Here is a 20,446-nt window from a genome sequence, read left to right as displayed (position 1 = left end):
GCGACCGCACGTTGTCCCCGCATGCGCTGCGGGCGGCATGGACCTGCGTGTCAGCCGGCCCGGATGCCCTCGACGAGCAGGAGCACGGCCATCACCGCGAACAGTCCGGCGGCGACGTGCCGGACGGTGCGCGGCTCGAGCCGCTTCCACAACGTGCGGCCGATCACCACGGCGAGCACGCCCGCCAGCGTCATGCCGAGCGTGGCACCGAACCACACCGCGATCGCCGACGAGGTCGCCGCCAGGGCGATCGCCGTCAGCATCGTCTTGTCCCCGAGCTCGGCGAGGGCGATCCCGGCCACGACCGCGAGGAAGCCGCGGTGTCCGCCCGGCTCGGCGCCGTCGGCGTCGGGATCGTCCGGGTCCTCGCGCCAGGTCCGGACGGCGAACGCCGCGAACAGCGCTGCCGCCGCCAGCAGCAGGGGACGGGCCGGCAGAACCGTTCCCACGGCGGTGCCGATGGCGACCGACAGTCCCATCGTCAGTGCCGACGCGGTCGCGACGGCACCGACGAGCAGCGCGGTCCGGTAGCGCGAGGCGAGCGACAGGGCCAGCAGTTGGGACTTGTCGCCCAGCTCGGCGAGGAAGACGGTCGCGAACGCCAGCACGGCAGCGTTGGACATCGGGCGGCACCTCGGAGAAGCGGTGGTGCCGGGAGGGAGCGGGAAACGCGTCTCCGACCCGACACGCACGAACGTGTCTGGGTCGGAGGTCTCGCCCGCTGGGCCGGGTCGTACCGGCGTCAGCCCGGTGGCCGGGTGCAACTGCACCAGTGTGTCGACCACGCGATCGGGGGCTACTCCCCTCCGTGTGCGCCGGAGGATACCGCCTCGCCTGCCCCTGCCGCCAGTACCGGCTCCGCCACCGGACGGGCACGGCTCACCGGCAGCCGGCGCTTCGCTCGACCGGTGACGGCGCCGCCGGCTCGTCGCTGTCGGTGCCGAGGCCCTGCGCGGCGCCCGCGGTCACGTCGTCGCCCCCGTCGTCGGATGCACCCGAGGTGTCGTCACCGATCGGCGAGCCACCGCCGCCGGCCGCGGGCGACGACGGCTCCGCGGGATCGACGCCGGTCAACAGCCACTGCACCAGCTCGTGGGCGCGTTGCTCGTCGACCACCACGTAGGCGGCTTCGCTGATGACCTCGATGTCGCCGGGGACGACCTGCCCTTCGAGCCCGCCCTGCAGCGTCGTGCGGTGCTCCCGGGCCAGCTGTTGGATGCGGTTGAGCGTCAGCGTGTCGTCCAGTTCGAGCGACCGGGCGACCGCCTCGGCGACGCGGTAGGTCCGGGCCGGGTCGTCGAACACGCCCACCGCGGCGAGCTCGTTGCGCAGCTCGGTCACGAAGCGCTGCTGGCGCCCCATGCGCCCGAAGTCGTCGTCGATGTGGCGCGCGCGGACGAAGGCCAGCGCATCGGCACCGTCGAGGCGCACGCAACCGGCCCGCAGGTCGAGGTTGGCGTTGTCGTCCTGCAGCGGCTCCTCGAGGTACATCGACACGCCGCCCAGGGCGTCGACGATGTCCACGAACCCCCGGAAGTCGACCTTCACGACGTGGTCGATGCGCACGTCCAACCACGCCGACAGGGTCTCGACCACGCAGGTCGACCCACCGCGACCGTCGAGCTCGCCGATCGTGTACGCGGCGTTGATCCGACCGCTGGTGCCGTCGCAGCGCTCGAGCAGCGTGTCGCGCGGCACGCTGAGCATGCGGATCTCCTCGTCCTCGGGTGCCAGGCGCACCAGGGAGATCACCTCGGTGCGCTCCCCCCAGGCGTTGCCGGTCCCGAGCTCGACCCGTTCCTCGGGGGTCAGCACCTCGCGCGAGTCCGATCCCAGCACGAGCACGGTCAGCGCGCTCGCATCGGTGCCCTCGCCGTCACCCACGCCGGTGGCGTCGTCCCCACCGGTCCCGACCGGTGGGGATTCGCCGAGTCCGTCGACGCCGACCCGGTCGATGGAGGCGTCCAGCGACCAGATCGCCACCGTCGCCCCGATGGCCACCAGGAGCAGGACGCCGAGCACGACCCACAGCGCACGCCGGCCCCAGCCCGGCGTGCGGTCGCCGCGGCCCGTCGTCGTCTGCGGCACGGATCCGGCCACACTCGTCCTCGTCGTCGTGCACGGGCCCGCCCGGGCCCTCGCTGACAGGGTTTCCGATCGGCCGGAGGATCTCCAACAGCAGCGCCGGACGAAGGTCCGGTCGATGCGGTGGCGTCGTCGTCAGTCTGCCAGGGTGGCCGGGCGGCCGGGGGCCGTTCGGTACGTGGGGGTGAAGCTAGCGTTCACCACTTCCGCACAGCGAGTGGTGGTGCTCGAGGACCTGTTCCCGCTGACCGACGCCGGCGCCGTCTTCGCGGTGCTGCTGCTGCTCGTGCTCCTCGGTCCCATGATCACGCGGCCGCTGCGGCTGCCCGACCTGGTGGGTCTGATCGGCCTGGGCATGGTCGTCGGGCCCAACGTCCTCGGCGTCGTCTCCGGCGAGGTCCTGATCAACGCGCTCGGCTTCGTCGGCCTGCTCTACCTGATGTTCCAGGGAGGGCTCGACCTCGACCTCGAGGGCTTCGTCGAGCGGCGGCGCGCCTCGGTGGTGTTCGGGGCGGTCACGTTCGTGCTGCCGATGCTGGTGGTCACCGCCGCGGCCCTGGCCCTCGACGTGCCGTTCCTCGCGGCGGTCATCATCGGCTCGGCGCTGACCAGCCACACGCCCCTGTCCTATCCGACGATCGCCCGCTACGACCTGTCGCGCAATCCGGCGGTGACCGCCAGCCTCGGTGCGACGTTGCTCGCGACCGTCGCGGCGCTGCTCGTGCTGGCGGTCGCCTCGGCCGGTGCGCAGGGAAACGAGGGCGTGGGCTACTGGCTGCTGTTCACCGGCGGCATGATCGGTTACCTGGCCTTCATGCTGCTGGCCGTCCCACGCCTGACGCGCTGGTTCTTCCGTGGGCTGGGGCAGGACCGTGAGGTCCGACTCACCTACCTGTTGTCGGGCATGGGCCTGGCGGCCGTGCTGGCCGGGATGATCGGCATCGAACCGATCGTGGGCGCCTTCCTCGCCGGGCTCGCGTTCAACCGGTTCGTCCCCGACGGCACGGTGATCGCCGACCGGGTCGCGTTCCTGGGGCGTTCGCTGTTCATCCCCGCGTTCCTCATCAGCACCGGGATGATGCTCGACCCGGTGGCGTTGGTGACCGACCCGACGACGATCACCCTGGGCGCCGTGCTGGTCGCCGCCGAGGTGGCCTCCAAGTGGGGCGCGTCGTCGATCTCCGGTCGCTGGCTCGGCTTCTCCGCCAGCGAACGCGGGCTGATGTTCTCGCTCAGCGTCGGGCAGGCGGCCGGGGCGCTCGCCGCCGTGGTCGTGGGCCAGGAGCTCGGCCTGCTCGGTCCGCCCGAGGTGAACGCGATCATCCTGGTCATCATGGTCACCGCCCTGCTGGCCGGCGTCAGTGCCGACCGGCACGCGCCCCGGATCACCCCGCCGGGCACCGAGGGCCGTTCGTTGGGCAAACGGGTGGTCGTGCCGGTCTCCAACCCCGACACGATCGAGTCGCTGGTGCGCGTCGCCGGACAGATCGCCGCGCCGGACTCGGGCGCCGTGGTCGCCGTCAACGTGCTGCCCTTCGACGCCGCACCCGACCAGGTGCGCAGCAACAAGGCGTTGGCGGCGCGCGCCGAGCGGGCCGCGCTGGCGACCGGGTCGGAGGTCAACACCAGCGTGCGGATCGACGCCTCGATCGACGGCGGCGTACTGCACAGCATCGTCGAGCAGGACGGCACCTGTCTCGTGATGGGTTGGGAGGGCCAGACACGTCGTAGCGGCTCGCTGTTCGGCACCGTCATCGACCGTTGTGTGGCCATCAGCCCGGTGCCGGTCCTGGTCTGCCGCCCCGGGCTGGACGAGCCGACGGGTCGCGTGGTGCTCGTGGTGACCTCCGACGAGATCGCGTTCGGGCACGACCGCGGCCTGATCCTCGCCGCCGAGGTGGTCGGTCGACTCACCCGGCAGGCGGAGGTCTCCTCGCTGGTCATCAGCGACCTTCCCGAACAGGAACTGCGCGAGCGCCTCGAGGGGCACCTGCGGCCCAGCGAGGTCGTCACCGAGCCGGCGGTGCTGCGGGCCCTGGCCAGTCGGGTCGGGGAGGGGGACATCGTCGTGGCGGTGACGCCACCGGCCGCCAGCCGGCTCGGTCGCGGCGCTCACCGGGTCGCGCAGGCCGCGCGCGGACGCACCGTCGTGGTGGTCGTACCCCGCTAGACCGGGGCATCGCGGTCGCGTACGCGTGGCGTCGGCGGCGTCGTGGGGCCCGCACGGCGAGAGATCGCTACCGTTGCCGGGCTACGCCGAACCCGGCCGCGACCGTCCGGGACGGGGGACCCAACCAGGTGGCTGCGGCCACCCCGGGGCGGATCCGCTCTCGCGAGCGGTAAGGCGACCTTCGCGCCCGAGCCCGTCAGCTAACCCCGTAGGCACACCGGAGGAGCGTCGCGCAGACGTCGTCGCCCACGACGACCCGTGCGGCCTCCACGCGAATCGTCGCGCGCGAGTCCGCCGAGGTCCGCAATGTCCTTCGAGATCCCCGCCCTGCCGTTGCACGAACCAGGGCTGATCTTCGCGGTGCTGACGGCGGCGATCCTGCTGGCGCCGATCCTGGCCCGCCGGCTGCGACTGCCGGAGGTGGTCACGGTCGTGCTCGTCGGCTTCGCGATCGGGCCCACCGGTCTCGGGCTGGTCGAACGCGCCGGTGTGGTCGAGGTGCTCGGCGGCGTCGGACTGCTGTACCTGATGTTCGTCGCGGGCCTGGAGCTCGACCTCGACGACTTCATCGCCCACCGACGTGACTCGATCGGGTTCGGGGTGCTGACGTTCGCGGTGCCGATGGTGCTCGGCACGGCGTCGGCGTTGGCGCTCGGCTACGAACTGCTGGCCGCGGTGCTGCTGGCGTCGTGCTGGGCGTCGCACACGCTGGTGACCTACCCGGCCTTCCAGCGGGTGGGCACGATGGGCAACCGGGCGGTGGCGACCTCGGTCGGGGCCACGATCATCACCGACACCGCCGCGCTGCTGGTGCTGGCCGTCGTTGCCCGGGCGTTCCAGGGCGCGCTCACGCCGGTGTTCTGGTTGACGTTGCTGCCGTCGATGGCCCTGCTCGCCGCGGGCGCGGTCCTGGGACTGCCGCGGCTGGCCCGGTGGTTCTTCTCCAACCTGGGGCAGGACCGCTCGCTGCGGTTCCTGTTCGTGCTCGTCGCACTGTTCGTCGTGGCCTCGCTGGCGGAGCTCATCGGCATCGAGGCCATCGTCGGTGCGTTCCTCGCCGGCCTGGCGCTCAACCGCAGCGTGCCCAACGGCGGTGCGCTGATGGAGCGCATCGACTTCCTCGGCGCCTCGCTGTTCATCCCGTTGTTCCTGCTCGCGACCGGCATGCTCGTCGACGTCGAGGTCCTCCTCGAGCCGCGCACGCTGCTCGTGGGCATCGTGTTCACCGCCGTCGCCCTGGTCGCCAAGTTCTCGGCCGCGTGGATCTCCGGCCGGGTGCTGCACTACAGCGGCGCCGAGATCGGCGCGATGTTCGCGCTGTCGGCCGCGCAGGCCGCCGCGACCCTGGCGGCGATCGTGGTCGGGCTCAACGTCGGGCTCATCGACGAGAGCACCGTCAACAGCGTCATGCTGGTGATCCTGGTGACCTGCCTGGTGGCGCCCGCGGTCGCCACCCGCTTCGCGCCCCGGCTGCCCCGCCCGGAGGTGGTGCGCGACCTCGGCGAGGTCGTCGTGGTGCCCATGGCCAACCCGGCCACCGCGCCGCGCCTGGTGCGGGTGGCCTCCGCGTTCGCCCGTGCCGACGGGGGCGTGGTCGTGCCGTTGATGGTGGTGCCCGCCGGAACCGACGACGACCGCCTGCGCGCCGTGCGCGAGCTCGACAGCGAGGTGGTGCAGGTCGCCCAGTCCGCCGGTGCCGAGGCCCGCAGCGTCCTGCGCATCGACGCCTCCACCGATGCCGGCATCGCGCACACCGTCGTCGAACAACAGGCGTCGCTGCTGGTGATGGGCTGGAAGGGCGGCACCGACCGCCACGGGGCGCGCTTCGGCAGCGTCATCGACCGGGTCCTCGCACGCGCGCACGTGCCGCTGCTGCTCGTCCGCGAGGGCGAGCAGCGCCTCGAGCGGGTCCTGGTCGTCCTCGACGAGACCATCCTGTCGCCGGCCGGCGGACCCGCACTGGAGCTCGGGCTGGAGACCGCGCGGGTGCTGGCACGCGAGGCCGGTGGCGTCCGCGTCGAGGTGGTCGGCCAACTCGCCGACACGGCCGTCGACCGCCGGGTGCGCGAACACCTCGAGGTCCAGGTCGCCCATGACGGCCGACGCCGCTCGATCGTGGTCCGGGACCTGGCGCGGCCCACGGACCTGGTCGTCGTGCCGACGGTCGCCGACGAGGCGAACCTCACCTCGGTGGCGGCCCGGATCTCGCGCGCGGCCCCCGTGGGCGCGTCGCTGGTCATCGCGGTGGACAACTCCCGGATCGTCGCCGGGCGGCCCGTCGCCGGCCGGGAAGAACGCGTCGGCGACGGGCCGTCCGGCTGAGCCAGGGCGCGGAGCCCGTGCCCGGTCGGCGTCCCGCCCCGGGTCACTGCCCGGGGTAGAGCCAGCGGTAGGTGGCCCGCGTGATGGTCGGCATGACGACCCAGGCCATCAGCACGACCAGGAACGGCGTCACCACCACCGTGCGGACCCACCCGGGCCAGGTCCCGATCACCGGACCCAGCGCGGCGTTCGAGGCCAACAGCAGCGGCACCAGGCCGAGCGTGGTCAGCACCGCCTGCTTCCAGCGGGGCGGCGGGCCGGTCGGCGTCGGGCGCCCGTCGAGGGTGAACCACGTCTCGAGCCCGGTCTGCTCCTCCCACGCACCGGTGTCGACCGTCAGGTCGTCGAGCCGCGCCAGCCAGCGGGCACGCAGGTCGGAGCGCTTCCAGCGGACCATCGACTCGTAGTCGCGGAAGCGCAGCACCAGCACCCACTCGGGACCGCTGTGCGCGGTCCCCGGCGGCAGGACCGTGACCCCCTCCGCGCCCTCGAACTCGATGAGGATCAACCCGATGTCGTGGACCCACTCCTCGTAGGCGGCCTCCCGGCCCGGGCGCACGAGCCGGCTGATGACCACCGTGACCGGCTCGACGGGTGCCGTCTGTCCGGCGCTCACGACGCGACGGTGTGTTGGCAGGCCGTGCACCGCCCGGTCACCACCAGCTCGACCTGCTCGACGGCGAACCCGTGTCCGCGGTCGAGGTGCTCGCGGATCTGGGCCACCAGCGTGCCCACGTGGTGGTCGACGTCCCCGCACTGTTGGCAGACGAGGTGGAAGTGCTCGTCGGGGTGGGCGAGCTCCCAGCGGCCGGCGTCGCGGTCGCCGAGCCGCGACACCCGGGCGATCCCCAAGTCCTCGAACAACGCCAGCGTGCGGTACAGCGAGGCCGTGTCGACCTCGTCGCCGGCGGCGGCCACGCTCGCGGCGATCTCCTCGACCGTGCGGTGTCCCCGACCCCGCCGCAACGCGCGCCACACGGCACGTCGCGGTCGGGTGACGCGGTGGCCGGAGGCGCGCAGGGTGCGGTCGAGCTCGTCGGAGGCGTCCATGGGCGCAGCGTACGCGGGCGGTGGGGCGGCGCGGGTGCGCTCAGCGGTGGTCGTGCTCGTCGGCGTCCGCGTCGGCCTTGGTGGCGTGGACGGTGCCGTCGGGGTGCTCCGGCGGCGTGTAGACCGTCCACACCCGCAGCGACTCCTCGGCAGCGTTGCGGATGTCGTGACGCACGCCCGCAGGGACGTAGACGAGTTGTCCGGGACCCATGGGGTGCACCTCGCCGTCGAGCACGGCCTCGCCCGAGCCCGACACCACGTACAGCAGCTGGTCGGCGTCGTCGTGGTGCTCCTCACCGATGGCCTCGCCGGGACGCAGGTGCATCGTCACCAGCTGGCTGTGCGGCCCGGTCTGCACCACCCGTCGGTAGTCGTCGGTCTGGCGGGCCAGCTGCTCGAGGTCGTGGACGCGTCCGTCGCTCACGTCGTGGTCCTTCTCGTCGGGAGGTCTCGGTGCACGAGCCTGCCACCGTCCCGGCGTCCTGGCAGGCCGGGACCCTGGTCCTCAGCGCGGGACGACGAGCAGGCCGCTGCGCAGCTTGGGGAGCACGTAGGTCGACTTGGGCGGCATCACCGCGCCCGCCTCGGCGACGCGCAGCACGTCCTCGACCGCCGGCGCGGCGAGCGCCAGGCCGACCGCGTCCGGCGACGCCAGGGCCGCGAGCCCGCGGGGAGCGGCGACCGAGGCCACCCGCGGGTCGGTCCACGGGTCGACCTCACCCGCTCGCGCACCCAGCGTCGACAGCAGCGGCACGATCACCTCCCGTTCGACCAGGCGGACGTCGAGCGCCTCGACCGGGTCGTCCAGGACCCGCCGGTCGGTCAGGTCCAGGACCCACCATGCCGCACCGACCGTGACGTGGACGACCCCCGGGGCGGACGGTGCCGACGGACCGGCCAGGGGACGGGGTCGCAGCCCGCGCGCGGTCAGGACCCTCAGGACGGCCGCCGGGTCGACCGGCGCGTCACCGAGTCCGGTCACCCGGCGGTGGAACGGCAGCACCGTCAGCTGGTCGGCCGGCAACAGGGCACACAGCACCCGTCCCGACCCCGGCTCGTGCGCGGCGATGGCCGCGGCACGGTGGTGTCCGTCGGCGACGTAGAGCCGGCCGGCGTCGGCGACCGCGGTGGTCAGTCCGTCGAGGCCGGTCGGGTCGTCGACCAGCCAGACGGTGACGTCCACCCCGTCGGGGTTGCGCACGGCGAGGGCCGGCGGCCCGGTCACGACCGCGGCCACCGCGGCGTCGACCCCCGCGCTGGGCCGGTGGGTCAGCGCGACGGGGCTCGAGGTCACGCCCACCACCTCGAGGTAGCGCACGAGGTGACGCACGCGATCCTGCCGCACCCGCTCGTGGGGCAGCACCTCGGCGTCGTCGAAGGTGGTGGGATCGAAGCTCCTGCCGAAGGCGCTGACCTCGAGGTCGCCGACCACGGCCGTGACCCGGTCCGGACCATGGCCGAAGGCGATCACCGCCAGGGTCGGCCGGTCGAGCCGACGGAAGCTGCCGTCGTGCAGATAGCGGTCCAGGTGCCGCCGGCAGGCCTGCAGGGTGTGCTCGAGGTCGCCGGCGGCCTCCGGCGCGCCCGAGGGCAGGATGTTGAGGAAGCTGCGCGGATCGGCGGCGGCCATCGCGACCCGCTGCCCGGGTGTCGGGGGCGGGTTCGGTGGCCGCCCGTCCGTGGCGGCGCCGTCGTCGGCCAGGACGTGACCGACGAAGGGCAACAGCTTCGCCACCTGCGGCTCCCGTCTCGGCACGACCCCGCGCACGCTACCTGCGGGCCGGGTCCCGGTGGCCGCGCGACCCTCAGGCGCGGTCGATCCACTTGTCGGCCGCCCGCAGCCGACGCTCGAGATCGCGCACCGTGGCTTCGTTGATGCCGCGGATGCCGGCCTCACGGTTGAGCTGTCCGTTGACCTGCTCCGGCGACAACCCCGTCAGGTGGGTCAGCATGCGCACCCGGTCGGTGTTGGCCTGGCGCAGCTCGCGCTTGCGCTGGGTGCGGCTGACGGTGAGCGTGCTCCCGCCGGCGTCCTGCTCGCTGCCGCCACCGGCCCGGGGTGGCGGCGGCGCGAGCTCGATCTCGAGCGTGAGGTCCTCGACCGCCGGTTCGTGGACGAGGTCCTCCGGGTGGTGGTCGTCGAAGATCGACGACGGGTCGTGGTCGACGACCGCCGTGGCGGAGATGGCTGCGAACAGCGACAGCTGGTCCTCGCCCTCGGGCGGCAGCTGGTCGAGCAGTTCGACCGGCTCCTGGTCGCCCTCCTCCTCGCGGCGCTTGAGGCTGTGCGTGCGCTGGTCGGCGATCTGGGTGGCGAAGGTGCGCAGCCGGTAGTCGTCGGGGATGAACATGAACGCCTTCTGGCGGCGCATCCCCCCCGACCAGCGCACGAGCCGGCCCACGGCCTGGCGGAAGAACAGCTCCGTCATGGTGTTGGTGGCGTACACGCCCACCCGCAGACGCGGGACGTCGACGCCCTCGGACACCATCCGCACCGCGACGATCCACGGATCCCGGCCGGCGGCGAACTCGGCGATCCTCTCGCTGGCGAGCGGGTCGTCGGAGGTGGCGACGACGGCCTCGACGCCCTGACGGGCCCGCAGCAGCGTCTGGATCGCCCGGGCGTGCTCGACGTCCATGGCGATGACCAGGCCACCCGCGTCGGGCTGGGTCTCCCGGAGCCTGGTGAGCTCCGTGTGGGCCTGGTCGAGGACGGTCGGCAGCCACTCGCCCTCGGGCGAGAGGGCGGTGCGCAGACGCTGGGAGGCCAGGGTGCGGTCGAGGTGGTCGTCGAAGGTGGCCGAGACGATGTCGCCCTCGGGCGTCGACCACTCCATGTGCCCGTTGATGCGCGGGAAGAACACCGGACGGACGACGCCGCCGTCCTTGAGGGCCTCGCCGTAGCCGTAGACGTAGTCGGCGACCGCCTCCTCGAAGTCGTAGTCGACGAACGGGATCGGGTTCTGGTCGCTGCGGAAGGGGGTGCCCGACAGCGACAGGCGACGCGCGGCGAGCTCGAACGCCTCGAACACGCCGTCACCCCAGGCCCGCTCCGTGCCGGCGTGGTGGATCTCGTCGAGGATCACGAACGCGTCGTCGGACGGTCCCCGCAGCGCTCGGGGCGTGCCGGCGACCTGCTGGTAGGTGACGACCACACCGTGCATGTCGTGCGGCCACGGGTCCGACGAGCCCCATTCCGGTTCGAGGTGCAGCCCGAAGGCCGCCGCGGCGTTCGACCACTGCAGCTTGAGGTGCTGGGTCGGGGCGACGACCACCAGGCGCCGGTGCGGGTGGCGGGCGAGGTCGCGCAGACCGGCCGTCAGCGCGAAGGTCGTCTTCCCGGCGCCCGGGGTGGCCACGGCGAGGAAGTCGCGCCGACCGATGCCCTCGAAGCGGTCCAGCGCCTCCTTCTGCCACTTTCGCAGGCGCAGGGAACGACGCATCGGGGCAGGACCTCTCGACGGAGTGCTCGACGGCGGGGCGGACGCAGAACGGGAAGGTGTCGCGGGCAACGGCCCGGACGCGGCCCGCGGCGGTGGGTCGGCCGGCGGGCGGAGCCGCGGATGATGCCACGGGCCGGTGGCACCGACGAACGCGCCCGCGCCCGCTGCACGCCCGTTTGACGCCCCGCCGGGGGTGGGGTCGGCGGGGCGGTCAGGCGGGCCCGGCGACCTCGGCGCCAACGGTGTGCTGGCGCACCAGCTTGGTGAAGTCGTGGTGTCGTTCGAGCGGGGCCTGGTGTCCGGCGCCGGTCAGCTCGACCAGGTCCGCGTCCGGCAGCGCGTCGGCCAGCCGTTGCGAGTGGACCGGTGGGGTGAGCCGGTCGGCGGTCCCGATCACCACGGTGGTCGGGACGGTCAGCCTCGCCACCCCGTGGGCGAGGTCGAGGCTGCTCATCGTCATGCCGATGGCGGAGCGGACGTCGGCGGGGGTCTCGAGGAACAGCTGCTCGGTGAGGGTGACCGCCGACGGCGACGCGTCGCGCCCGCAGGCGATGAACGCGGTGGCGCGGTGGCCGACCGGGGACGAGCCGGGCGGCAGCGGCAGCCGGCTGCTCATCGCCCGGACACCGATCGTGTCGGCGACGAGCTTGGCGACACCGAGCTCGGCGAAGAAGGTCGAGTACAGCTGGTCGACCCCGGTGTCGGCCAGGATGGCGCCGTGCACCCGGTCCTCGACCGGACCGTCGGCGGCGTGCGCCCAGGCCACGATGCTCATGGCCCCCATCGAGTGGCCGACGAGCAGGGCCCGGCGCCCGGCCGGCACGCACGTCGCGAGCACGGCCTCGAGGTCGGCGCCGAGGGCGTCGGCCGAGTAGTCGCCGTCGGCCGCCTTCCCGCTGGCGGCGTGGCCACGCTGGTCGTAGGCGATGACGCGGTGATCGGCGGACAGCTCACGCAGCTGGTGGATCCAGAACCGCACCGCCATGCCCCAGCCGTGGGCGAACACGACGACCGGTCCGTCCGGCGGTCCCGCCTCCCAGACCGCCAGTCGCGTGCCGTCGGCGGAGACCACCGTCCGGCCGAAGCCGGGCAGCGGCGCGGTGAGGATGTCACGCTCGGGGTCGGCGAGCAGTTCGCGGCGGTTGCGACGCCGCGTGAGCTCCCAGGTGGCCGCAGCACCGGCCACACCGGCCAGACCCGCGGCCGCGCCGAGCGCACGACGGGTCCGTCTCGTCACCACGAAGGATCCTCCTGCTCGCACACGCCGTACCTCGTCGGCGACCGAAGCAGCCTATCGACGGCTTCCGCCACCACCGGCGCCGGCCGGTCCCCGGGCCCGTGGTCGTTCAGCCGCTCGCCGACGTCACGGCGTCGAGCAGGTCGTCGCCGTAGCGTTCGAGCTTCGCCGGTCCCACGCCCGGGCACGACGCCAACTCCCGCAGCGAGGTCGGCTTGCGGCCGGCGATCACCTGCAGGTGCCGGTCATGGAACACCAGGTAGGCGGGCACGCCCTGCTCCGCGGCGACCCGCGTCCGCCAGGCCCGCAGGGCCTCGTAGAGCGCGTCGTCGACGGGCGGCTCGTCGTCGGCGAGCAGCCGGCCACCGAGCCCGTCGAGACCACCCTGCCCACGGTTCGTGCCGATGCGCGTCGTCCGTGGCGCCGGACCGAGCGCCGCCCGTCGTCCGTCGACGAGGACGACCGTGCCGAAGGGCAGCCGCACGGGCACGACGGCGCCGTCGTCGTCGATCTCACCGGCCACGCCGTCGCGGTCGACGGCCACCACCCGGGCGGCGAGCCCACCCGGCAGCGTGCACCGCAGGCCCGGTTCGGCGACCACGCCACCGTCGGGCCGCGACGTCGGGACGACCGCGTCCGGGACCTCGGCCCGCCGCCCCCGCGCCGGGGCGACGTCGGGGTCGTTCGCGCGCAGCTCGGACACGAACGGCGAGGTCCGTTCCCGGTCGGTGACGACGTCCACCCGTCGGCGACCGCGGGTGACGGCGACGTGGAAGACGCGCCGCTCCTCCTCGACGTCCTCGGACAGCCGGTGGGGGAACAGGCCGGCGGACGCCGCGAAGACGACCACGTGGTCCCACTCCATGCCCTTGACCCGGTGCACCGTGGAGAGGGTCACGCCGTCGGGGTCGCCCGGCACGCGCAGTCGGTCGACCAGCCAGTCCCGGAACGTCGCCGGGTCGGGATGCAACGTCGCGAGCTGCTCGAGGGCGTCGAGGTCGTCGCCGTGGCTGGAGCCCTCCGGCCGCGTGCGCGACGAGTCGAGCGCCTCCATCGCCTCCCCGAGGCCGATCCGGTTGCGCACGATCCACAGGCAGCGGGCGGTGTCGGCGCCGTCGGTGATCGCGGCGGCGAGGTGGTGCAGGTCGCCGAGGTAGCCGGTCCAGCGCTCGCGGTGGGAGGGGTCGAGGGCGTCGGCCAGTGACTCGAGCTGACGGATCGACCAACGGGTGGAGCGGCGCAGCAGCGGCTGCACCGCCGACTTCACCTTGCGGGCCGGGCGGTTGAGCGTGTCGAGCAGGTCGTCGCGGCTGCAGCGTTCGTCGTCGAGCCCGAGCCGCAGGTACGCCAGGGCCGTGCGGACCCCCGTGCGCCCGAGCACGCTGGCGTCCAGCGGTGCGGTGTGCCGTACGCCGGACTCGGTGAGGGCGACCTGCACCGGCAGCAGGGCACTGTTCACCCGCGCGAGCACCGCGGCGTCGGCAGGAGCGGCGCCCGCCTCGATCCGGTCCCGGACCAGGGCGACGGCCCGGTCGGCCATGGCGCCGGCGGTGACCCCGTGCACCGCGAGCGTGTCCGCCCACGACGGGTCCTGCCCCCCGTCCGCGGTGGGCGATGCGACGGTCGTGTCGGCCGCGTTCACGCACCCACCTCGAGCTCGGCGTCCACCACGGGGGGAGTGGGCACGCCGTCGGCGGTGCCGGACCGGATCCGCTTGGCCACCCGGTGGCGGTTGTGGCCCAGCAGCGCCACGGCGGCGTCCACCACCGCCGTCGGGCAGCGGTAGTTCACCTCCAGCGCGTGGTGCTGCGCGCCCGGGAACCAGCGGTCGAAGTCGACCAGGTAGTCCGGGGTCGCGCCCGCGTAGCTGTAGATGGTCTGGTCGTCGTCGCCCACGGCGAACACCTGCATGGACGGGCCGGCGACGAGGCGGACCAGCAGCAGGAACGCCGGGGTGAGGTCCTGGAACTCGTCGACCAGCAGGTGGGTGCCCACGCGCTGGGCCGTGCGCCGCACGTCGGGGCGGGTGAGCAGCAGCTCCAGGGCCCGGTACACCTGCTCGTCGAAGTCGACGACCCGCCGCTCGGCCAGCAGCTCGCGGTAGCGGGGGAACAGCTCGGCGAAGCCGTCGACGTCCCCGCGGGCCGCCTCCACCTCGTCGGGGTCGCGCAGCGCGAGCCGCACCTCGGACAGCGCCTCGAGGTAGGGCTGGTAGGGGTCCTGGTTGGGGATGCGCGCCACCGTCACCAGCCGCTCGAGCAGGGAACGCTGGTCCCGTTCGTTGATGACCTCCCGCCGCTCGTCGAGGTTGCAGATCCACAGGGCCAACGAGTGCAGGGTGCGGATCGAGGCCCCGACCCCGGTGGTGCGGGCTCGCATCTCCGCCGCCGCACGGGTGTTGTAGGCCACGGCGGTGACCAGTTCGCGCTCGACCCCGCGGTCGGCGAGCAGGTGCCGCAGGCGGGCGGTCAGCACCCGGGTCTTGCCCGAGCCGGCCGGCGCGATGATGCGCGCCGGTCCGGCGCGGTGGGTGACGGCGGCGAGCTGGTCGGGCGCCAGCGGGTCGCGGGGAGCGGCGTCGCCCTGGACCGTCAGGCGCCCGAGGCCGATCGACTCGCGGTGCACCGTCGGCGCGTCCAACGTCGCGGCGAGCGGGCCGCGCGGGCCGCCGTCGACCCAGGCGTGCCGCCCGTCGGGCAGGACGACGTCGGCGACCGACGACGGGGTGGCACCACCGCGCCGCTGCGCGAGCTCGCCGTGCCACCAGATCGGCTCGCCGCTGCGCAGGTCGTAGGTGTTGGCCCACAGCAGGAAGTGCAGCCGTTCGCGGGCGAAGGTGAAGTCCACCGGCACCTGGTGCGGGGCCAGGCGGCAGACCTCGGGCTCGCGCAGCGCCGCGTGGTCGGTCGCCAGCTCCACGACGAACCGACGCCGCGTCAGCCACCGATGGTGCAGCACGGCCGCCAGCGCGGCCGGTGCCGCCGCCACCTCGTCGTCGACGACGAAGCGCCGCACGTCGGTGAAGCCCGTCGGGGTCGGGGCGTCGACGGGGACGACGAGCCCGCGACCGAGCGCGTCGGGACCCGGGTAGCTGGCGGCGGGCGTGGCCGGCACGGTCAGGCTCCTCCGGCGGCGGGGTCGGCGTCGGCGGCATGCCCCGTCGCGCGCGCCGGCGCTCGCGTGCCGGCGCGCACACACGCGTGCGCTGGCAGCGGACGGGGCATGCGGACACCTCGGACGACGGGTCGACGGACGGTACCCGTCGCGCCGGGATCCACGGTCGCGCCCCAGCGGCGTGCTGGGGACGACGACCGCGCCACGGGTGACGGCATCGGACGGGACCTCGGGCAGGCGAGCCGACCGGCGCCCCCGGGCGCACGCTCAGCCGGTCGCCGTACCGCGTTGGCCCGCCAGCCCGTCGCGTGCCCAGTCCACGAGCGCGTCCTCGCCGACCACCTGCAGCGTGCCCAGCAACTGCTCGACGGCGGGCAGCGCGTGCAGGAGATGTTGCGCCAGTCCCGGCGCGTCGAGCCACCGTGCGAGCGTCGGGTCGACCCGTGCGGTCGCGAGTTCGAGCGTCCCGTCGATCGCGGCGCTTCGGACGTCGTCCCAGACGGCGGTCGTCGGCGGCGGCAGGTGCGGCCCCAGTGGCGCGCGTGCGGCCTCCTCGGCGACCACGGCGAGCTCGGCGGGAGAGACCTCCCGCGGCCCCTCCGGGAGGTCGAAACGGGCCAACGCCGCCTCGGTCACGCGCAGCAGCCAGACGCGCGCGAACAGCTCCCGGACCGGCGGGAGCTCGACCAGCGAGGGCAGGCCGAGGGCGCACCGCGCGGTGTTGGTCGTGACGTCGCGTGGGCGGAGCGCGGCGAGCGCGGCGTTCGGACCGGCCCCGGCGTTCGGACCGGCCCCGAGGTCCGGGTCGTCACCGGTGGACCAGGCCTGGAGCGCACCGTCGTCGCCGGAGGGGAACACCCCGACCTCCCGGCCGTCGCGCAACAGGCACACCAGGTGGGGGAGCGCTGCGTCGTCGCCCTGCTCGATCGCGGTGACCACGACCAGCCCGGCGAGCCCGTCGGGTACCTCCAGGACGCCGTCGGCGCGGCGTTCGACGTCGACGAGCGCCACGCCACCCGGCCCGGTCGCCTGGAGGCCGACCACGGCGCGGGCCGTGGCGTCGAGGGGCCCGAGCTGGACGTACAGCTCGCGCAGCACCGCCACCGTCGTGGCGGGATCGAGGTCGAGGCCGGTCACGGGCGGCTCCCGGGCGAGGCGGACAGGAACGACGGCCGCGACCCTACTGCCGCTGGCCGGGCGGCCGGCACGGACCGGTGAGGTGCCCGGACGGGCATCGCGGCGCGGTGGACAGCGCCGCGGTTCCCGACTGTCATGTTCCCGACGGTCATGTTCCCGACGGTCATGTTCCCCGACCGTCAGGTTCGCGACCGTCAGGTTCGCGACCGTGAGGGCTGGATCCCTCCGGCACGACCCCCCGAGCGGCCTTTCCACCGCCCCCATCCACGAGGAGCACCACCGTGAGCGAGGACATGCTCGTCTATCCCACCGAGAAGGTCGTCGGCGTCCTCGACGACCACGGCGCCGTCGACGAGCTGCGCAGCGCACTCGCCGAAGCGGGCGCCAGTGAGGTCGAGGTCCTCTCCGGGGACAGCGGCGAGGAGCAGCTCGACCCCAAGGGCGACGACCACGGTCCGCTCGCCAAGGCCATGCGGACGGTGCAGAAGGCGCTGGGCGACGAGGCGGAGCGGCTCGAGAACCTCAACGACGAGCTCGAACGCGGCAACCTCGTCGTCCAGGCGGGGTTGTCGGCCGGCGACGACGACGCCCGTGAGCAGGAGAAGCGGCGCATCGGCAAGGTCATGCGCCAGCACGGTGTGCGCTCGATCGCCTTCTACGGCAAGAACCAGATCGAGGAGTTGACGCTCGACGCCTGAGGTCCGCGCGCGGCCCGACGCGACGTCACGGCGGCCCGCACCGGGCCGCCGTGACGGTTCGTGCCCCTCGGGGGTCGGCGCCGCGACGCCGCCGCGACGTCGGTGTCAGAGGATCGGTCCGGGGTGGCCGCCGGTGCTGCCGGCGCCCTCGACCCGTTCGACCTCGTAGCCGGCGTCGCTGATCGCCTTGGTCACGGCCTCCTCGCTGGCCATGCCCTCGACCGTGACGGTCTTGTCGGTGAGGTCGACCTGACGTGAGCCGACGCCCTCGAGCTTGTCGAGTTCGGCCTCGATCGACGTGCGGCAGTGGTCGCACGAGATGTCGGGCACGTGGTAGGTGCGCGTGATGAGCATCGGCGGTCCTCCGTGGACGGGTCGTCCGGCAGTCTGCCGCACGTTCGACCCCGCTCGCCCCGCGCGGCCCGTACCAGCGTTCGTGCCGGTCCGTGTTCGGCCCTACGCTGCTCCGGCCGTGGACACCTCGTACATGCAGGTCGCCATCGCGGAGGCCGAGCTGGCCGCCGCGCACGACGACGTGCCGATCGGTGCCGTGGTCGTCCGCGACGGCGAGATCCTCGCCCGGGGCCACAACCGTCGCGAGGTGGACCGGGACCCGACCGCCCACGCCGAGGTCCTCGTACTGCGCGACGCCGCACGTCGACTGGATTCCTGGCGGCTCGACGGCTGCACCCTGTGGGTCACCCTCGAACCGTGCACGATGTGCGCCGGTGCGCTCGTGCTCGCCCGCCTGCCGCAGCTGGTGTTCGGCGCCGACGATCCCAAGGCCGGCGCGGTCGGTGCCCTCTGGGACGTGCCGCGGGACCCCCGGCTCAACCACCGGGTCGAGGTGGTGCGGGGGGTCGAGGCCGAGCGTTGTGGGGAGCTGCTGCGCACCTTCTTCGCGGCGCGCCGCCGTCGCCGATGAGCGGCGGGCCGGGGCGACGACCGGCCGGCGCGGTACCCGCCCGCGGTTGCCGGTCGGGCGGGTGACGGCGTACGCTCTGCCGCCGCAAGGAGGGATCGCATAGTCCGGCCTAGTGCGCTCGCCTCGAAAGCGAGTAGGCCCGCAAGGGTCTCGAGGGTTCGAATCCCTCTCCCTCCGCCACCTCGACCCGCGGGAGCGCTCCGGCGCTCCCGCGGTCGTGTGTCCGGACCCCGGTGACGGGGGCCGCGCTCGGGGCGCGTGCCGGGGCGGTGCGGGGGTCCGCTCGCGCCGACTTCAGCTGCCGACCAGTTCTTCCCGGCCGTTGTGCCGGTTCGGCGGGAACGAACGTCGGTGTCCGGGTGACCCCGACGCGTCGCTGGGCGCGTGTCACCTTCGTACTCCACTGGTTGGTCCACAGCGGAGGGACGAGACACGTGCGAACCAAGCTCCAGGATGCGGTCGTCGTGGTGACCGGGGCCTCCAGCGGCATCGGCCGGGCCACCGCCGAGGCGCTGGTGCGGGCCGGCAGCACCGTGGTGGCCGTCGCCCGACGCGAGGACGCCCTGCGCGAGCTCGCCGACGGGTTCGACGCCGAGGCCCGCCAACGGCTCGTCGTCGAGGCCGCCGACGTCAACGACGCCGAGGCGCTCGAGCGCGTCGCCCGCGACACCGTCGGTCGCTTCGGCAAGCTCGACGCGTGGGTCAACAACGCGGCCGTCAACCAGTACGGCCGCTTCGAGGAGGTGCCGCTCGACGAGTGGCGTCGCGTGATCGAGACCAACCTGCTCGGCTACGCCCACGGTGCCCGTGCGGCGCTGCCGTGGTTCCGTGAACAGGGTCACGGGACGTTGGTCAACGTCGGCTCGATCCTGTCGAAGGTGCCGGCGCCGTTGCAGAGCGCGTACATCGCCAGCAAGTTCGGCATCCGCGGGCTCACCGAGTCGCTGCGCCAGGAGCTGCAGGACGCCAAGGGCATCCGGTTGTCGCTGATCATGCCGGGTCCCATCGACACCCCGCTGTTCCAGCACGCGGCCAACCACACCGGCTGGCGGGTCAAGCCGCCCGAGCCGACCGTCGACGCGGCGCGGGTCGCTGCGGCGATCGTCAAGAACGTCGTCAAGCCGCGACGCGAGGTTCCCGTCAGCGCCGCGACCCGGCCGGCGTTGCTCGCCTACCGGCTCTTCCCGGGACTGACCGAGCGGGCCGCGGCCAAGCCCATGATGGCGTCGCACCTCACCGACGAGGCCGAGGAACCCACCTCCGGCAACCTGTTCGAGCCCGTGTCGCAGGGCACCTCGGTCAGCGGCGGCTGGAAGCCGTCGCGGGCCGGCAAGCCCGGCCGCACGCTCGCGCTCGTCGGCGGGACGGGTGCCGCCGTGGTGACGGCCCTGGTGTGGAAGCGGCGCGCCGCATGACCACCACGACGGCCGCCCCCACCGCACCGGCGCCTCGCTGGCACGAGGCGCGGGCGGGTCGTTGGCGCATCGCCAGCCGCGTCTGGCAGCGGCACGACACGACCGGCCGACGGCCGGTCGTGCTCGTCCACGGGCTGGTCATCAGCAGCGCGTACCTCGTGCCCCTGGCCCAGCACCTCGCGGTCCGACGCACCGTGCACGCCCTCGATCTTCCCGGCTTCGGCCGGAGCCGGGACCCCCGTCCCGACCGTGCACTCGACACCCGGGAGCTCGGTCAGGCGCTCATCGACTGGCTCGACGCCCGCGGCCTGCGCGACGTCGCCCTGGTGGCCAACAGCTACGGCAACCAGATCGCCGCGGAGGTGGCGCTGCGGCGCCCCGACCTCGTCGGCGCGCTGGTGCTGCTCGCCCCGACCATGGATCCGCGGGCGCGTCGCTACGACGAGCAGCTGCGGCGCTGGCGGATGGAGATGAAGACCCAGACCGGGGCGCTCCAGCGCCTGATGGTGCGTGACTACCTGCGTGCCGGACTGGGCCGCGCGATCGCCACCTTCCGTCACGCCATGGCCGACGCGATCGAGGACAAGCTGCCGTTCCTCGACGTACCGGCGTTGGTCGTCCACGGCTCCGAGGACCCGATGGTCGAGGACCGGTGGGCCCGCGAGGTCGCCGACCTGCTGCCCGACGCGCAGCGGCGCCGGCTGCCCGGTGCCACGCACGCGATCAACCACGAGCAGCCGCTGCAGACGGCCCGGGTCGTCGCCGCCTTCCTCGACGACCTCGACGACACCGACGGCGAGCGACGACCGACCGCCGGTCGCCCGAGCCCCGTCCGCGCCGCCTGACCTGA

The 20,446-nt window shown here is 73.8% G+C and carries 18 protein-coding genes, 1 tRNA gene and 1 riboswitch; of the genes, 7 read left to right on the top strand and 12 right to left on the bottom strand.

From position 1 onward, the window contains the following. Positions 1 to 50: 50 nt before the first annotated feature. Together ELR47_RS01230 and ELR47_RS01225 are read right to left on the bottom strand one after the other, a co-directional pair. Positions 51 to 623 carry a TMEM165/GDT1 family protein gene (locus tag ELR47_RS01230; RefSeq protein ID WP_130648235.1) on the bottom strand — a complete coding sequence of 191 codons (573 nt, stop codon included), beginning with the start codon at positions 621 to 623 and terminating at the stop codon, positions 51 to 53. 256 nt (positions 624 to 879) lie between these two features. After that, positions 880 to 2,088, bottom strand: coding sequence for an LCP family protein (locus tag ELR47_RS01225; protein ID WP_130648234.1), 1,209 nt, complete (start codon positions 2,086 to 2,088; stop codon positions 880 to 882). Between the two features lie 220 nt (positions 2,089 to 2,308). Between ELR47_RS01225 and ELR47_RS01220 the strand changes: the two genes are divergently transcribed. Beyond that, on the top strand, positions 2,309 to 4,255 hold the full coding sequence (locus ELR47_RS01220) for a cation:proton antiporter (protein WP_165403765.1): 1,947 nt from the start codon (positions 2,309 to 2,311) through the stop codon (positions 4,253 to 4,255). A gap of 74 nt (positions 4,256 to 4,329) precedes the next feature. After that, positions 4,330 to 4,485, top strand: a riboswitch (cyclic di-AMP (ydaO/yuaA leader). Between the two features lie 76 nt (positions 4,486 to 4,561). Further along, positions 4,562 to 6,577 (top strand): cation:proton antiporter, encoded by a 2,016-nt coding sequence (locus ELR47_RS01215; RefSeq protein WP_130648232.1) that lies wholly within the window; start codon positions 4,562 to 4,564, stop codon positions 6,575 to 6,577. Between the two features lie 43 nt (positions 6,578 to 6,620). On the opposite strand, the gene ELR47_RS01210 is transcribed toward ELR47_RS01215, so the two are convergent. The 9 genes from ELR47_RS01210 to ELR47_RS01170 all read right to left on the bottom strand — a co-directional run bounded on the left by ELR47_RS01210 (position 6,621) and on the right by ELR47_RS01170 (position 16,558). Beyond that, the gene (locus tag ELR47_RS01210) at positions 6,621 to 7,193 is read right to left on the bottom strand and encodes a putative antibiotic biosynthesis monooxygenase (protein ID WP_130648231.1); all 573 of its coding nucleotides are present in this window, start codon (positions 7,191 to 7,193) and stop codon (positions 6,621 to 6,623) included. Beyond that, complete coding sequence (locus tag ELR47_RS01205) at positions 7,190 to 7,627, bottom strand: Fur family transcriptional regulator (RefSeq protein WP_130648230.1); 438 nt, start codon at positions 7,625 to 7,627, stop codon at positions 7,190 to 7,192. The genes ELR47_RS01210 and ELR47_RS01205 overlap by 4 nt, the downstream gene beginning before the upstream one ends. A 40-nt stretch (positions 7,628 to 7,667) precedes the next feature. Beyond that, positions 7,668 to 8,051: a cupin domain-containing protein gene (locus ELR47_RS01200; protein ID WP_205745380.1), complete on the bottom strand. Its 384-nt coding sequence runs from the start codon at positions 8,049 to 8,051 to the stop codon at positions 7,668 to 7,670. Between the two features lie 81 nt (positions 8,052 to 8,132). Then, entirely contained in the window at positions 8,133 to 9,362 is a 1,230-nt protein-coding gene (locus ELR47_RS01195; protein WP_130648229.1) for a DUF1015 family protein, read from the bottom strand. 70 nt (positions 9,363 to 9,432) lie between these two features. Next, positions 9,433 to 11,070: a DEAD/DEAH box helicase gene (locus ELR47_RS01190; RefSeq protein ID WP_130648228.1), complete on the bottom strand. Its 1,638-nt coding sequence runs from the start codon at positions 11,068 to 11,070 to the stop codon at positions 9,433 to 9,435. A gap of 211 nt (positions 11,071 to 11,281) precedes the next feature. Beyond that, complete coding sequence (locus tag ELR47_RS01185; RefSeq protein WP_130648227.1) at positions 11,282 to 12,310, bottom strand: alpha/beta fold hydrolase; 1,029 nt, start codon at positions 12,308 to 12,310, stop codon at positions 11,282 to 11,284. Positions 12,311 to 12,416: 106 nt separating this feature from the next. Then, positions 12,417 to 13,949 carry an HRDC domain-containing protein gene (locus ELR47_RS01180; protein WP_130648226.1) on the bottom strand — a complete coding sequence of 511 codons (1,533 nt, stop codon included), beginning with the start codon at positions 13,947 to 13,949 and terminating at the stop codon, positions 12,417 to 12,419. Further along, entirely contained in the window at positions 13,946 to 15,421 is a 1,476-nt protein-coding gene (locus tag ELR47_RS01175) for a UvrD-helicase domain-containing protein (protein ID WP_130648225.1), read from the bottom strand. Before ELR47_RS01175 ends, ELR47_RS01180 begins: the two co-directional genes overlap by 4 nt. Before the next feature lie 267 nt (positions 15,422 to 15,688). After that, positions 15,689 to 16,558: a hypothetical protein gene (locus ELR47_RS01170; RefSeq protein ID WP_130648224.1), complete on the bottom strand. Its 870-nt coding sequence runs from the start codon at positions 16,556 to 16,558 to the stop codon at positions 15,689 to 15,691. Between the two features lie 281 nt (positions 16,559 to 16,839). Here ELR47_RS01170 and ELR47_RS01165 point away from each other — a divergent pair, with 281 nt between their 5' ends. Beyond that, positions 16,840 to 17,256 (top strand): hypothetical protein, encoded by a 417-nt coding sequence (locus tag ELR47_RS01165; RefSeq protein ID WP_130648223.1) that lies wholly within the window; start codon positions 16,840 to 16,842, stop codon positions 17,254 to 17,256. A 105-nt stretch (positions 17,257 to 17,361) separates the two neighbouring features. Here ELR47_RS01165 and ELR47_RS01160 read toward each other — a convergent pair whose 3' ends face one another. Further along, positions 17,362 to 17,610, bottom strand: a complete 249-nt coding sequence (locus ELR47_RS01160) for a heavy-metal-associated domain-containing protein (RefSeq protein ID WP_130648222.1) — start codon at positions 17,608 to 17,610, stop codon at positions 17,362 to 17,364. A 133-nt stretch (positions 17,611 to 17,743) separates the two neighbouring features. On the opposite strand from ELR47_RS01160, the gene tadA reads away from it, so the two are divergent. The 4 genes from tadA (at position 17,744) to ELR47_RS01140 (ending at position 20,441) form a co-directional block, all read left to right on the top strand. Then, the gene (tadA, locus tag ELR47_RS01155; RefSeq protein WP_130648221.1) at positions 17,744 to 18,181 is read left to right on the top strand and encodes a tRNA adenosine(34) deaminase TadA; all 438 of its coding nucleotides are present in this window, start codon (positions 17,744 to 17,746) and stop codon (positions 18,179 to 18,181) included. An 88-nt stretch (positions 18,182 to 18,269) separates the two neighbouring features. Then, positions 18,270 to 18,361 (top strand) — tRNA-Ser (locus ELR47_RS01150). A 254-nt stretch (positions 18,362 to 18,615) separates the two neighbouring features. Then, a complete protein-coding gene (locus tag ELR47_RS01145; protein WP_165403764.1) occupies positions 18,616 to 19,596 on the top strand; it encodes an SDR family oxidoreductase in 981 nt (326 codons plus the stop codon). Further along, a complete protein-coding gene (locus ELR47_RS01140) occupies positions 19,593 to 20,441 on the top strand; it encodes an alpha/beta fold hydrolase (RefSeq protein ID WP_130648219.1) in 849 nt (282 codons plus the stop codon). Before ELR47_RS01145 ends, ELR47_RS01140 begins: the two co-directional genes overlap by 4 nt. Positions 20,442 to 20,446: the final 5 nt, after the last annotated feature.

The organism is Egicoccus halophilus (assembly GCF_004300825.1).
Taxonomy (GTDB): domain Bacteria; phylum Actinomycetota; class Nitriliruptoria; order Nitriliruptorales; family Nitriliruptoraceae; genus Egicoccus; species Egicoccus halophilus.
This window is presented reverse-complemented; position numbering and strand designations above follow the sequence as displayed.